Origin of the sequence: Paenarthrobacter nitroguajacolicus, from assembly GCF_051027655.1 — a bacterium.
Classification (GTDB): Bacteria; Actinomycetota; Actinomycetes; order Actinomycetales; family Micrococcaceae; genus Arthrobacter; species Arthrobacter nitroguajacolicus.
The window spans coordinates 4,335,718-4,348,958 of sequence record NZ_CP073234.1 but is presented as its reverse complement, the minus strand read 5'-3'; the positions used below and the strand labels follow the sequence as shown (position 1 = coordinate 4,348,958).

The following is a 13,241-nucleotide window of genomic DNA, read 5'->3' as shown; positions in this document are numbered from 1 at the left end:
CAAAAAACCTGCGTCGAGATGGCAGCTCACCCCCATGTTGCCATTCAACATGGGGGTGAAGTGCCATCTCGGCGGGAGGGCTAGTGGTGCGCGGGGACGTGGACCTGCGCGGGGCGGAAGCTTGCGCCGGCTCCCGGGAACAGTGGAACCTCGATTCGCGCGTGGGTGTGGATTTCCTGCACGGTGTCCTTGGTGTGCTGCGCAATCTCAGCCAGCGTGGTGACCCACATGCCGTCCAGCTCCTTGACCCTCTCGATCAGCTGCTCCAAGGCGACGGCACGGGACGGTCGGCCTGAAATGAACGGGTGGTTGGTCAGGACGAAGCAGCTGCCCTGGGAGTGGTGAGCCTGAGCTTCGAGGGTCCACATTTCCAGCGCCTTGGCCGGGCTCTCGATGACCCCGCTGCCGGTGACTCCCGGGTAGAACCCGTACTGCTCCCAGTCATCCAATGCCCAGTCCACGGGGATCTCCACGATGTCCCGGGAATCGCCTTCGGCGACCGCCATGCGGTAGGGGGCATCGCCGTCGAGCAGGCTTGAATCATAAAGGAAGCCACGGTCCGCAAGCAGGGCCGGCGACTGCCAATTCAACTCCCACCAAGGTGCCCGATAACCAACCGGCCGGATCCCCGCGACGTTGGCCAGAGCCTCGAGTCCCCGGTCCAGGTAACTGGCCTCGGTTGCCGTGTCGATGCCCTGCATTGGCTCGTGAAGGTAGCCGTGGTGGGCGATTTCGTGCCCTGCATCAGCGATCCTGCGGACGACATCCGGATAGCTTTCAGCCGTGAAGCCCGGAACGAAGAACGTCCCCTTGATGTCCTGGCGGTCCAGGATCTGAAGCAAGCGCGGCACCGCGATCTTGGGGCCATACGACTGGTGGCTCATGAGGGACATGCGCCGGGTGCTGGAAGGATCGTGCGCGATGGTGCAGGACTCTGCGTCGACGTCGAAAGTGAAGGACGCTGCAGCTTGGTAGCCCTGCGGCCACGTGATCGGGTGGAGCGAATCAGCGAAAGCGGGCTGGTTCATGCTGTGGTCCTTTCGGAAACCACGGGTGCGGGTGCGGCCGGCTGCGTGACAGAGACGTGGTTCGAATCCGCTAGAAGGTATTTCTTGTGTGCCCGCGGGCCGAGGACTGCGTAACTCGCAGCGCTGGTGAGGCCACCAGCCAGCCACGAGAGGTCCCAGCCGCCGAGGGCCACGGCGATGGGGCCTTGCATGGCAGGAACCAGCCCGTACATGAACAGCCAGGTGGAAAAGATCCCCACCAGGAGGGACACGATTCCGGCCCAGTTGATGACGGGCAGGCGGTGCGTTCCCACGGCATCGAAGAGACGGTCAACCTTGGCGGGCCAGCGCTTTTCCAGCCAGAAGTAGTGCACCAGCATGACGCCACCCCAGGCGGCCACCCAGGCGACCAGCCCGATCAGCCAGGCGTCGAGCACCGCGGCGAAGTCCTCCTGGAAGATGAAGAATACGACGGCAATCAGCGAGAAGACGCCGACGAACAGGTTGAGTTTGCGGCGACTGATCTTGATGTCCAGGGCTTGGGTGGCCACAGAGAAGGTGTAGATGTTCAGGATGTTGGTAGCGATGGGGCCGTGCAGCACCATGAGGAGGACGGGGAGGGCCAGGACGCCGAAGTTCTGGACAATCAGTTTTCCGGGGTCGATCTCGCCGCTGTTGGTGGCCAGGCTTGCGCCGAGGACGCCCAACCACACTACGGGGATGAACTGGCCGAGAACCGAGGCGAGGTAGACCCTGCGCTTGGGAACCGAAGTGCTGACGAAGCGGGAGTAGTCGGCGGCGTACGTGAACCAGGTAATGCCCCAGCCGATGCCGATGGCGGTCATCACTGCGCTCATGGCGGCGATGCGCTCGGACCCCTCGAGGATGTTGCCTGCGGGTCCTGCATAGCCCCAGTCGATCTTCATGCCGAACCATGCCACGCAAGACATGACGGCCAGAATGATGATGGTGGGCGGGACCGTCCACTTCTCAAAGGCTGCAATGGCCTTGTAGCCGAACCAGGCGATGGCAACCTGCGCTGCCATGATGGCCGTGGCTACGCCGATCTTCCAAGCGTAGTTCTTGGCCTCGGGATCCACCCAGCCAAGGGTTCCGAACAGGGCCATGACCAGGTCCAGGATGATCCAGGTGTTGACTGCGCACCAACCGATCACCAGCAGGGCTTGGATGGCGGCCGGGAGGTAGTTGCCTTGACGACCGAAAGCGGCGCGGGCGAGCACCATGCCAGTGGCGCCGGTCTTCTGGCCAAGGAGAACGAAGCAGCCGAACAGCAGCATGCCGATCAGGTTACCCAGGACCAGGACGATCACTGTGTCAGCGAAACCGAGGCCGAGGTGGATGCCAAGGGCGCCGAGCACCCAGTTGATAGGTGCGAGGTTGGCGCCCGCCCAGATCCAGAACTGTCCGGAGACTTTCCGGGTACGGTCTGCTTCGGGAATGGGCTGAAGCCACGCTTCGCTGTCATGACCCGGCGCCTTTGCCGGACCTGACTGCGATGGGCTTGAAGGCGCAGGGGAGAGGTTGTCTTGCATGGGGAGAGCCTCCGTGTTTGAAAGGGACTCTTTCAGCGTATGTGCCCCGCATCACAGCAACAAGATACGATGTGTATAAGCAAATGCTGAGCAACCATACGGAGTGTCATGTCCATAGAGTTGGGTGCGGCTTTGGAGTACCAAAGTCTCATATCCGCAGAACCCCGGTTCCTTAATAACGTGCCGGAAGCGCTGAACCGGCCCGTCCGTTGGGTGCACTCCAGCGAGGTATTGGACATCGCACCGCTCCTCAGTGGCGGCGAGTTGTTGCTGAGTGGAGGCCAGGCTCTCGCCGGCGTCACTGGAGAGCGGCAGGCCCACTACGTTCGTGAACTCGCAGCACGAGGGATCGCGGCATTGGCCCTGGAGACTGGTCCGGCACTGCCGGAAGTTCCGGCGAGCATGCTGGGGGTTGCCGAGACCGCCGGCTTGCCGGTCATAGAGCTACGCCAGGTGGTCCCGTTCGTTGGAATCATGCAGGAGATCAATTCGCTCTTGGTGAGCGAATCCGTGGAGCACCTTCAGCGCGGTGACCAGGCAAGCCACGCGATGGCCGCTGAACTTGCCCACGGGGGCGGGCTCGACCAACTCCTGGCTGTCTTATCCGAAAGGACAGGTGCCAGCGCCCGGCTCGTCTCGCCGTCGGGCCTCACCCTGGGCGCCGCCGGATCGTTCGACGACCGTGGCACCGTCACCACGGTGGATGTGCCGGTGCGCGGCGTCCTCGCCGCGAGACTTGAACTGCACATGCCCGACGACGGCGATGGCGGCCTCGCGCGGGTGGCGGGTGAACGTTCCGTGGACATCCTCGGGCTGGCGTTGCTGCAACGCATGCCGCCCGGGCTGAAGGAGTTGGCGGGCATCGAGCTCATGCGTGCCATCAATTCCGGGACCCAGCAGTGGCAGCTGCAGCAGCTCGGACCGGCCTCGGGATTCCCAGTCAAGGGCGCGGTGGCGGCGGTAGTGATTCGGTCAACCGGCGCCGGGCATCTTCGTCCGGCAGTGGACGCGCTGCTTCGAGAAGGTGTGCCGCACAGCGCCAGCTACGCCAACAATGCGGAACTGATCGCACTCGCGTCGTTGGCCGGAGGTGCGGCGGGGGATGGGGCGGCCACCCGGCGTGCGCTCATGGAATCACTGCGTCAGCTGGACGTTCCCGCCGGGTCCTTGGTAGCCGTCGGGCCGTTGGGGAGCGGTATTGGAGATGCGCCGTGGTCCTTGGCTGAGGCGCGTCGCGCGCTGGATTTGCCCTCGGGCGGCGGCGGTGTTGTGGACGCTGACACGCTGGCCGTGGAGCTCCTTGCCCAAGAGTCGCTGGACCCGGCCACGCGTGAAGGGTTCGTACAGCGGCAGCTGGGTGCCGTCGTCGAGCATGATCGCTTGAAGAAGTCCGAACTGATGCGGACCCTGGCCGTCTGGCTGGATACCGGGTGCAACACTGCCCAGGCTGCGAGAGAACTGCACCTGGAAAGGCAGTCCCTGCATCACCGGCTCCAACGGATCTTTGAACTGTGTGGCGGGGATCCGCGGGGAACCGGCCGGCTGGCTGCGCTGCATCTGGCAACGCGACTGGCTCGGTTGTAGGTCCTTAAACGCCAATTCGATGGTTCCCTGCACACACCGCCGTTCGCAACAGCGTCTGCGCAAGGAACCATCGAAATGGGTGCTTGCAGGGCCCTACTTCAGCACGATCGTCCTGTTCCCATTCAGGATGATCCGCCCCTCGCAGTGCCAGCGAACGGCGTTGCTGAGGGCCTTGCATTCGGTGTCCCGGCCGGCGGCTACGAGATCGTCCGGCCCGAACGTGTGGTCCACTTCCACTACCTGCTGGGCGATGATGGGACCTTCGTCCAACTCGCCGTTGACGTAGTGGGCGGTGGCGCCCACAGTTTTCACTCCACGCGCGTACGCCTGGTGGTAGGGCTTGGCGCCCTTGAAGCTAGGCAGGAACGAGTGGTGGATGTTGATGGCGCGGCCATCCAGCTTTCGTGCCAGATCGTCGCTGAGCACCTGCATGTACCGGGCCAGGACAATGAGTTCCACGTCCAGTTCGTCGATGATCTCCAGCAGGCGGCCCTCGGCCGCGGGCTTGGTGGCAGCCGTGACAGGGACATGGAAGAACGGGATCCCGTGCCACTCCGCCAAACCCTGGTGGTCCGTGTGGTTGGAGACGACGCCCACCACATCGATGGGAAGCTCTCCGATCCGTGCGCGGAACAAGAGGTCATTCAGGCAGTGCCCGAACTTGGAGACCATGATCAGCACGCGGCGCTTGTAGCCCTGTTGCTCCAGTTGCCAGTTCATGCCGTACTTCTCGCCAACGGGAGAAAACGCAGAACGAAGCTCGTCAACAGTGGATTCATCACCGGTCGACGCGAAGTGGACCCGCATGAAGAAGTGGCCCTCAGCGCGATCACCGAACTGCTTGTTGTCGATGATGTCGCAGCCGTGTTCCAGCAGGAAGCCGGACACAGCGTGAACGATTCCGGGACCTTCGGGACAGTCGAGGGTGAGCACGTGCTCCACCGTGGTTTCAGGAGAGGAATCGACGGTTGTTTCAGTTTGGATGGCAGTCATGGCTAGCACTCCACTACGTTGACGGCGAGGCCTCCACGGGAGGTCTCCTTGTATTTGGATTTCATGTCTGCGCCTGTTTCGCGCATGGTCTTGATGGCTTTGTCCAGGGACACTTTGTGGCTGCCGTCGCCGTGCAGGGCAAGGCGGGCGGCGTTGATGGCCTTGACGCTGGCGATCGCGTTGCGCTCGATGCAAGGGATTTGCACCAGCCCGCCCACGGGATCGCAGGTGAGGCCCAGATTGTGCTCGATGCCCACTTCGGCGGCATTCTCCACTTGTGCGGGCGTTCCGCCAAGGACTTCGCAGAGACCGGCGGCGGCCATGGAGCAGGCGGAACCCACCTCACCTTGGCAGCCCACCTCGGCGCCTGAAATGGACGCGTTGATTTTGAACAGGATTCCGACGGCGGCCGCCGCCAGCAGGAAGCGCACGACACCGTCGTCGTTGGCTCCTGGAACAAACTTTGTGTAATAGTGCAGCACTGCCGGGACAATTCCGGCGGCACCATTGGTGGGTGCTGTGACGATCCTGCCGCCTGCGGCGTTCTCCTCGTTCACAGCCAGGGCAAACAGGTTCACCCATTCCATTGCGAGGAGTGGATCGGCAGAGTGCGCACCGTTCAGGTCTGCGTCAGTTTCGGAGAGCTTCTTGAACAACGACGGCGCCCGTCGCCGGACCTTCAGGCCTCCCGGCAGGATTCCCTCGGCAGAGCAGCCGTTGTCAACGCATTCCTGCATGACGGCCCAGATGCCCAGCAGCCGTTCGCGGAGCTCTTCCTCAGAACGCCATACGAGTTCGTTGGCCAGCATGATGTCCGAGATCGACTTGCCTTCCCGGAGGCAGATGGCCAGCAGTTCGTCGGCAGTGGTGAAGGGGTAGGGCAGGACGGTGTCATCGGCTACCACTTTGTCTGCTCCGGAGACGTCCCCGTCCACCACGAAGCCGCCCCCAATGGAGTAGTAGCTGCGTTCCCGCAGCACGGTGCCCGTGTGGTCCAGAGCGCGGAACGTCATGCCGTTGGGGTGTGCCGGCAAAGACTTGCGGCGGTGCAGGACCACGTCCTCGTCCCAGTTGAAGTCCACCCGGTGGTTGCCGCCCAATCGAAGTTCCGCGTCGAGCGCTGCGGCTGCCACCTGGTCATCCGCGGTGTGGGTATTCACGGTTTCCGGGGAGTGGCCTTGCAGCCCCAGTACCACAGCCTTGTCTGAGCCGTGGCCCCGGCCGGTGGCGCCCAGGGAGCCGAAAAGCTCAGCCTGGACGCGCACCGTAGCCGGGAGCTGGCCGGACGATTCGAGACCGTCCGTGAACTGCTTTGCCGCACGCATGGGGCCTACCGTGTGTGAAGACGACGGCCCGATGCCAACAGAAAACAGGTCAAGCACACTTAGTGCCATTAGGGGACCTCTGGTGAGGCGTACTCCCGCATGGCGTCGAGGAGCCAGCGTCCCAGGAAGTCGGCAAACGAGGCCCTGGGAAAGATCCGGTAGGAATCGTCCGAGGTCTTCCAGAGCATCACCGGAATGTGCGCGAGCTCTGTGGAGACAGCGGTGCCGGCCTTGAAGACGCGAGGGTGGAGGTCTAATGCGCAGGTCTTTTCCAGCACTGCGCGGGCGTGGCTACCGGAGAGCTCGAACGTGGTGCGGTTGGCGGACAAGTCCACCACCTGGCCGGCGTCATTGCCCAGGGCGGTGGTCAGATCGCTGACCAAGGATCCGCCCAGCGAATCGTGGGCTTCCTCCGGGGCCACCACCATGAACTCGGTGGGGCCCAGCCATAGGGTGTTCACGGAACCCGTCCCCGCCACGTCACCGCAAGTGGCAGGCAAGCCGCCGGTCACGGACGCAACGCGGGCACCGGCGTCGGACGTTCGGTCAACCCGAATGCCCACCATGGCCTGGTACGGGATTTCGGTGAGCGTCACCGTGCCCGGCACGGAGCCGGAGGTGAAGGCCTCAGCCAGGTGTTCGGCCGGGCTGCGGCGGGCGCCCCGTACGCGGTTGACTGTTTCTGATGGTGTTGCTGTTTCAGCCATCTTTGCGGGTCCCTTCAGCATCGAAAAGTACGGTTTCGCCGACAACCACGTCCACCAGTTGGTCTCCCAACGAGGCCACCAGGGTCTCGCCGATGCGGTTGCGGCCGTTTTGAATGAGTGCCAGGGCGAAGGAACGGCCCAATGCGGCGCTGTGGTAGCTGGAGGTCACGAAGCCCTCCATGGGAACGGGTCCATAAGCCGGGTTGACCGGAATGCCCTTTTCCACGAGTTGCGTGCCTTCCGGCAACCTCAGCGAGTGGTCCACGGGAAGCACGCTGACCAGGTGCTTGCGGTCCTCACGGCTTGCGTCCTGGCGGAGGTAGGAGCGCTTGCCGATGAAGTCCTTGGCCTTGGAAACGATCCAGTCCATGCCGGCGTCCTGCGGTGTGACCGTGCCATCGGTATCCTGCCCGACAATCGGGTAGCCCTTCTCGGCGCGGAGAACGTGCATGGTTTCAGTGCCGTAAGGGGTGATGTTGAACTCGGCGCCTGCGGCAGCGACGGCTTCCCACGTGTTGAGCCCATACCAGGACGGGATGTTGATTTCGTACGCCAGTTCGCCGGAGAAGGAGATGCGGCAAACACGAGCCTGCACTCCGGAGGCCAGCGTGGTCTCGCGGAATGTCATGAACGGGAAGGCTTCAGCATCCAGGCCACCGTTTTCGGCTAGCTGGGGAGCAACCTTGGCGATCACGGCGCGGGACTTCGGGCCAACAACGGCGATGGTGCTCCACTGTTCCGTGACGGACGTGCAGACCACATCGAGGTCCGGCCACTCCGTCTGGTGCCACTCTTCCAGCCAGTCCAGCACCTTGGCTGCGCCGCCGGTGGTGGTGGTCATGAAGTAGCGGTCATCGTCCAGGCGGAGAGTCACGCCGTCGTCGAAGATCATGCCGTCCGGGGTGCACATGACACCGTAGCGGGCGGACCCCGGTGCGAGCTTCTTGAACGCGTTGGTGTACACGCGGTTCAGGAATTCGCCGGCATCCTTGCCACGGATTTCGATCTTGCCCAGCGTGGTGGCGTCCATGAAGCCCACGGAATCGCGGACGGCGGCGCATTCGCGCAGGACAGCCGTGTCCATGTCTTCCCCGGCCTGCGGGTAGTACCAAGGGCGCTTCCATTGTCCAACGTCTTCGAACAGTGCGCCTTGGGCAACGTGCCACGGGTGGATGGAGGTCACTCGGGCGGGATCAAACAGCTCGCCTCGCTGGCGGCCGGCCAATGCTGCGAAAGCCACGGGCGTGAAGGGAGCACGGTAAGCGGTGGTTCCGATCTCACCGACGCCCGGAATGTTCTCGGCTCCGCCGAACTTCAACGCTGCGGCGATGACGCCGATCGCGTTGACGCCGGACGTCTTGCCCTGATCGTTGGCCGTGCTGATGGAGGTGTACCGCTTGACGTGTTCCACGGACCGCATGCCTGCTCCAGTGGAGCGGAGGACATCGGCCACGGACTGGTCGCGCTGGAAGTCGACGAAGTGATGGTGCCACTCGCCCGGTTCGCCGGTCTGGCCAGGAACCAGCCAGAGCTGGCGGCTCGGTGCGCTGGCCACGGGTGCCTGCAGCTCTACGGGAGTGGTGGCGGATTCGAAACCGGCCGCGATGGACGCTGCTGCTCCCGCCGAGATGCCCTCTGCCAGGCAATCCTGGAGTTCGAAGCTGCCACGGCCTGCGCCCACAACGTGCTGGTCCCTTACAGGAGCGGTGGGAATGAACGCTGCGAGCTCGTCATCCCAACGCAGCTTGCCCTGGCGCTGGCTGTGGAGGTGAACCACCGGGCTCCAGCCGCCGGAAACTGCAAGCAGGTCGGCAGCCAGCTGTTCGACGCCCGAGGTGAGTTCGCCGTCGTCGTTGATACTGCGGATGGTGACGCCATCCAGGCGGCCGTTTCCGTCAGCGGAAGTGTCAGCCACGGCACTGCCGATGAGGACCCGGATACCGGACTCGACGGCGGCGGCAGCCTTCGCGCTGATCTGCGGACGGGCATCGACGACGGCGGCAACCGCCACGCCTGCCGCCTTCAGGTCCGAGGCAAGAGCGTAAGCGGAGTCGTTGGTGGTGCTGATGACCACTCGCGAACCGGCTGCCACGGCGTAACGGTTCAGGTAGGTGCGGGCGGCCGAGGCGAGCATGATCCCCGGACGGTCATTGTTCTCGAACACCAGGGGACGCTCGTGGGCGCCCGGTGCCAGGACAACCTGCTTGGCACGGATGTGCCAAATACGCTGGCGGGAGACACCCGAAGCTGCCGGAACGCTCAAGTGGTCCGTGCGGTTCTGGGCTGCAATGAAGTAGTTGGAGTCATAGGAGCCGAATGCGGTGGTGCGGTTCAGCACCGTGCATTCGCCGGCGGAAACCAGCTCGGCTTCCACGTCGGCAACCCATTCCAGGGCCGGCTTGCCTTCGATCTGTTCGGCCAATTCCGGGGCGGTGGAACCGGAGAGCAGTGCGCCGCCAAGTTCGGGCTGGTCGTCGATCAGGATGACGCGGGCGCCGGTGCGGACTGCTTCGCGTGCTGCAGCCAGGCCGGCGATACCGCCGCCGACCACCAGGACGTCGGTGTGGACGTACTTCTTGTCGTACTCGGCCTTGTCCTCGTTGGGATCCAGTTTGCCCAGGCCGGACAGGAGCTCAATGTTCATGCCGTCCACCAAGGACACTGCGGTGGCGGGAAGCATGGACTCGGCGACATGTCCGCGGAAGCGGGGAGCGATCTTGACCAAGGCGTTGGACTCTTCCACGCCGGCCGCCATGATGCCGCGGGGTCGGTCCTCATAGAGTGAGTTGCCGGCGTTGATGTGGCCGTTGGCCAGCAGCGCCGATGCGATGGTGTCGCCCGGGTGACCAGTGAATTCCTGACCGTCCACGGTGAAGCGCCAAGAGATGCTGCGATCAATGCGTCCGCCGGTGGCGAGGCGTGCGTTCTTGCTGGTCACTTCTAGACTCCTTCCGAGGAGGTGGGTGCTGTGGCGCCTGTTGTTGCGGTGCCGGGTGCGAGGCCTGGTCCGCCGGCCTGGCCGAAGTCCCCGCTTTGGGTGAACTCGCCCGGCTGGGCCGGTCCGTTCTTCGGGCTTCCGCCTGTTCCTGCCGCCGTGCTCTTTGCGAGCTCGGGACGGGGCTGGCCCATTGCGTAGATGGAGTGGATTTCGTAGCTCACGGTGTCGCGGAGCATGTTGAACCACTGGCGGCAGCCGGTGCTGTGGACCCAGCGCTCGGCGAAGGTGCCCTTGGTGTTCTCCCGGTAGAACAGGTACTCAGCCCATTCGCGGTCCGTGAGGTCGTTGGGGTTCTCCGGGTAAGCGATGTGTGCCTGGCCGCCGTAGTGGAATTCGGTTTCGTCGCGGGGCCCGCAGTTGGGGCATGAAATGAGGAGCATGTCTTTCCTGTCCTGTCCTGGCTAGTGGGCCACGGCTGCGGCGCCGTGTTCGTCGATCAAGGCGCCTGTTTCGAAGCGTTCCAAAGCGAAGGGCTTGTTCAGCTTGTGCGGTTCGCCCGTGGCAATGGTGTGCGCGAAGGTCAGGCCCGCTGCAGGAGTGCCCTTGAAGCCGCCCGTTCCCCAACCACAGTTGACGAACATGTTCTCCACCGGGGAAAGACCAACGATCGGCGAGGCATCCAACGTGGTGTCCACAATGCCGCCCCAAGTCCGGAGCACGTGGGCCCTTGCGAAGATCGGGAAGAGCTCCACGGCTGCTGCCATCTGCTCCTCGATGACGTGGAACGAACCGCGCTGGCCGTAGCCGTTGTAGGAGTCCACGCCGGCGCCCATCACCAGTTCGCCCTTGTGTGCCTGGGAGACGTACACATGCACGTGGTTGGACATGACCACCGTGGGGTGGACCGGCTCGTGCAGTTCGGACACCAAGGCCTGGAGCGGGTGCGACTGGATCGGCAGCCGGAAGCCTGCCATTTCTGCCAGTACCGAGCTGTGGCCAGCGGCGCAGAGGCCCACCTTTTCGGTGTTGATATTGCCGCGGCTGGTCTTGACGCCGGTGACCCGGTTGCCGTCCTTGATGAAGCCGGTGACTTCACAGTTCTGGATGATGTCGACGCCGAGTTCATCGCATTTGCGGGCGAAGGCCCAGGCCACGTGGTCGTGCTTGGCGATGCCTGCGCGCGGCTGGTAGGTGGCGCCCATGACGGGGTAGCGGATGTTGTCGCTGATGTTCAGGATGGGGCAGAGTTCCTTGACCTGCTGCGGGTCCAGCCATTCTGCGTCTACGCCGTTGAGCCTGTTGGCACCTACGCGGCGGACACTCTCGCGGACATCGCCCAGCGTGTGGGCCAGGTTCATGACGCCACGCTGGCTGAACAGGAAGTCGTATTCCAGCTCTTCCGGGAGGATCTCCCAGAGCTTGAGGGCGTGCTCATAAATGGCGGCGCTCTCGTCCCAGAGGTAGTTGGAGCGGATGATGGTGGTGTTGCGGGCCATGTTTCCACCGGCCAGCCAGCCCTTTTCCAGGATGGCGATGTTGGTCATGCCGTGGTTCTTCGCCAGGAAGTACGCGGTGGCCAGGCCGTGCCCGCCGCCGCCCACAATAACGGCGTCGTAGCTCTTCTTCGGTTCCGGGTTGCGCCAGAGGAAGTCCGGGTGTTCGGGGAGGTGGTCTGCACTCACTGGGCTGCTCCAATCAGTTCTGCTTCGGTTCCGGCGCCATTGCCGTTGTTGTTCAGGTGGGGGTAGAGCGGGAACTTCTCCGCCAGCGCCGTCACGCGGCGGCGAAGCTCGACGGCGGTGGCGTCGTCCAGGGTGACGTCAGCTTCGGTGCCTGTTTCAGTTCCTGCCTGGGTGCCGCTGTTCGCTGCGGCGATCAACGCCGTCGCAATGATGTCCGAAACTTCGGTGAAGTCCTCAGCCTTGAAGCCCCGTGCGGCGAGGGCCGGGGTACCGATGCGCAGACCGGATGAAACCATCGGAGGACGGGGGTCGAACGGGACAGCGTTGCGGTTGACCGTGATGCCGATGCGGTGCAGGGTGTCCTCGGCCTGCTGGCCGTTGAGGACGGAGTGGCGGAGATCGGCGAGGACCAGGTGGACGTCTGTTCCGCCGCTGACAACCGAGATGCCGGCTGCAGCTACGTCGTCTTGGAGAAGCCGCTGCGCAAGGATCTTTGAACCCTCGAGGACGCGGACCTGGCGTTCCTGGAATTCCGGCTCGGCGGCCATCTTGAAGGCAACCGCCTTGGCGGCGATGACGTGCTCCAGCGGACCACCTTGCTGGCCGGGGAAGACGGCGGAGTTCACCTTCTTGGCGATGTCGGCGTCGTTGGTGAGAATCACGCCACCGCGAGGGCCACCAAGGGTCTTGTGGGTTGTGCTGGTGACGATGTGGGCGTGCGGCACCGGGCTGGGGTGGAGACCTGCGGCGACGAGACCCGCGAAGTGGGCCATGTCCACCATGAGGTAGGCGCCCACCAGGTCCGCGATGCGGCGGAATTCGGCGAAGTCCAGCTGGCGGGAGTACGCGGACCAGCCGGCGACGATCAGCTGCGGCTTGCTCTCGAGGGCGAGGCGTTCAACTTCTGCCATGTCCACGGTGTGGGTGTCCTCGCGGACGCCGTAGGGGACAACCTTGTACAGCTTGCCCGAGAAGTTGATGCGCATGCCGTGGGTCAGGTGTCCGCCGTGGGCGAGGTTCAGGCCCATGATGGTGTCGCCCGGGGTGATCAGCGCGTGCATGGCCGAGGCGTTTGCCTGTGCGCCGGAGTGCGGCTGGACGTTGGCGAATTCTGCGCCGAACAGGGACTTCAAGCGGTCAATCGCCAGCTGCTCGATCACATCAACGTGTTCGCAGCCGCCGTAGTAGCGCTTGCCCGGGTAGCCCTCGGCGTACTTGTTGGTCAGAACCGATCCCTGGGCTTCCATGACGGCCGTTGGGGCGAAGTTCTCGGAGGCGATCATTTCCAGCGTGGACTGCTGGCGGATGAGTTCCTGGGCGATCGCCTGATCGACCTCCGGGTCCGCCTGGGCGAGCGGGCGGATCAGCGGTTCAACCATGGTGTTCTCCTTCAAAAGCTTGTCTAGTGGCCGACTGTTAGGCAACTGATATATTAGAACTATTGCCATAGTA

Annotated in this window: 10 protein-coding genes; 1 reads left to right on the top strand and 9 read right to left on the bottom strand. The window is 63.9% G+C overall.

The features are described 5' to 3' along the window. Positions 1-80: 80 nt before the first annotated feature. Together KCX59_RS20470 and KCX59_RS20465 are read right to left on the bottom strand one after the other, a co-directional pair. The gene (locus tag KCX59_RS20470) at positions 81-1,028 is read right to left on the bottom strand and encodes a polysaccharide deacetylase family protein (protein WP_179016758.1); all 948 of its coding nucleotides are present in this window, start codon (positions 1,026-1,028) and stop codon (positions 81-83) included. Next, complete coding sequence (locus KCX59_RS20465) at positions 1,025-2,560, bottom strand: purine-cytosine permease family protein (RefSeq protein WP_179016757.1); 1,536 nt, start codon at positions 2,558-2,560, stop codon at positions 1,025-1,027. Before KCX59_RS20465 ends, KCX59_RS20470 begins: the two co-directional genes overlap by 4 nt. 108 nt (positions 2,561-2,668) lie before the next feature. Here KCX59_RS20465 and KCX59_RS20460 point away from each other — a divergent pair, with 108 nt between their 5' ends. Continuing rightward, positions 2,669-4,144: a PucR family transcriptional regulator gene (locus tag KCX59_RS20460; protein WP_179016756.1), complete on the top strand. Its 1,476-nt coding sequence runs from the start codon at positions 2,669-2,671 to the stop codon at positions 4,142-4,144. A gap of 93 nt (positions 4,145-4,237) precedes the next feature. Here the strand turns inward: KCX59_RS20460 and purU are convergent, their stop codons facing one another. Genes purU through glyA form a run of 7 tightly spaced genes read right to left on the bottom strand, consistent with a single transcriptional unit; the run spans position 4,238 to position 13,168 of the window. Beyond that, the gene (gene purU, locus KCX59_RS20455) at positions 4,238-5,137 is read right to left on the bottom strand and encodes a formyltetrahydrofolate deformylase (protein WP_091463620.1); all 900 of its coding nucleotides are present in this window, start codon (positions 5,135-5,137) and stop codon (positions 4,238-4,240) included. A 2-nt stretch (positions 5,138-5,139) separates the two neighbouring features. Beyond that, on the bottom strand, positions 5,140-6,531 hold the full coding sequence (locus KCX59_RS20450) for an L-serine ammonia-lyase (RefSeq protein WP_091463615.1): 1,392 nt from the start codon (positions 6,529-6,531) through the stop codon (positions 5,140-5,142). Continuing rightward, a complete protein-coding gene (locus KCX59_RS20445) occupies positions 6,531-7,169 on the bottom strand; it encodes a sarcosine oxidase subunit gamma (protein ID WP_179016755.1) in 639 nt (212 codons plus the stop codon). Before KCX59_RS20445 ends, KCX59_RS20450 begins: the two co-directional genes overlap by 1 nt. Continuing rightward, entirely contained in the window at positions 7,162-10,107 is a 2,946-nt protein-coding gene (locus KCX59_RS20440; protein ID WP_179016754.1) for a sarcosine oxidase subunit alpha family protein, read from the bottom strand. Before KCX59_RS20440 ends, KCX59_RS20445 begins: the two co-directional genes overlap by 8 nt. Before the next feature lie 2 nt (positions 10,108-10,109). Further along, on the bottom strand, positions 10,110-10,547 hold the full coding sequence (locus KCX59_RS20435; RefSeq protein ID WP_179016753.1) for a sarcosine oxidase subunit delta: 438 nt from the start codon (positions 10,545-10,547) through the stop codon (positions 10,110-10,112). A gap of 21 nt (positions 10,548-10,568) precedes the next feature. After that, positions 10,569-11,789, bottom strand: coding sequence for a sarcosine oxidase subunit beta family protein (locus KCX59_RS20430; protein WP_178993528.1), 1,221 nt, complete (start codon positions 11,787-11,789; stop codon positions 10,569-10,571). Continuing rightward, positions 11,786-13,168: a serine hydroxymethyltransferase gene (glyA, locus tag KCX59_RS20425; protein ID WP_218648889.1), complete on the bottom strand. Its 1,383-nt coding sequence runs from the start codon at positions 13,166-13,168 to the stop codon at positions 11,786-11,788. The genes KCX59_RS20430 and glyA overlap by 4 nt, the downstream gene beginning before the upstream one ends. Positions 13,169-13,241 lie beyond the last annotated feature (73 nt).

Excerpts from the sequence above, each read along its gene's own strand:
- KCX59_RS20470 (WP_179016758.1), bottom strand. The coding sequence starts at position 1,028 with ATGAACCAGCCCGCTTTCGCTGATTCGCTCCACCCGATCACGTGGCCG.
- KCX59_RS20465 (WP_179016757.1), bottom strand. The coding sequence starts at position 2,560 with ATGCAAGACAACCTCTCCCCTGCGCCTTCAAGCCCATCGCAGTCAGGT.
- KCX59_RS20460 (WP_179016756.1), top strand. The coding sequence starts at position 2,669 with ATGTCCATAGAGTTGGGTGCGGCTTTGGAGTACCAAAGTCTCATATCC.
- purU (WP_091463620.1), bottom strand. The coding sequence starts at position 5,137 with ATGACTGCCATCCAAACTGAAACAACCGTCGATTCCTCTCCTGAAACC.
- KCX59_RS20450 (WP_091463615.1), bottom strand. The coding sequence starts at position 6,531 with ATGGCACTAAGTGTGCTTGACCTGTTTTCTGTTGGCATCGGGCCGTCG.
- KCX59_RS20445 (WP_179016755.1), bottom strand. The coding sequence starts at position 7,169 with ATGGCTGAAACAGCAACACCATCAGAAACAGTCAACCGCGTACGGGGC.
- KCX59_RS20435 (WP_179016753.1), bottom strand. The coding sequence starts at position 10,547 with ATGCTCCTCATTTCATGCCCCAACTGCGGGCCCCGCGACGAAACCGAA.
- glyA (WP_218648889.1), bottom strand. The coding sequence starts at position 13,168 with ATGGTTGAACCGCTGATCCGCCCGCTCGCCCAGGCGGACCCGGAGGTC.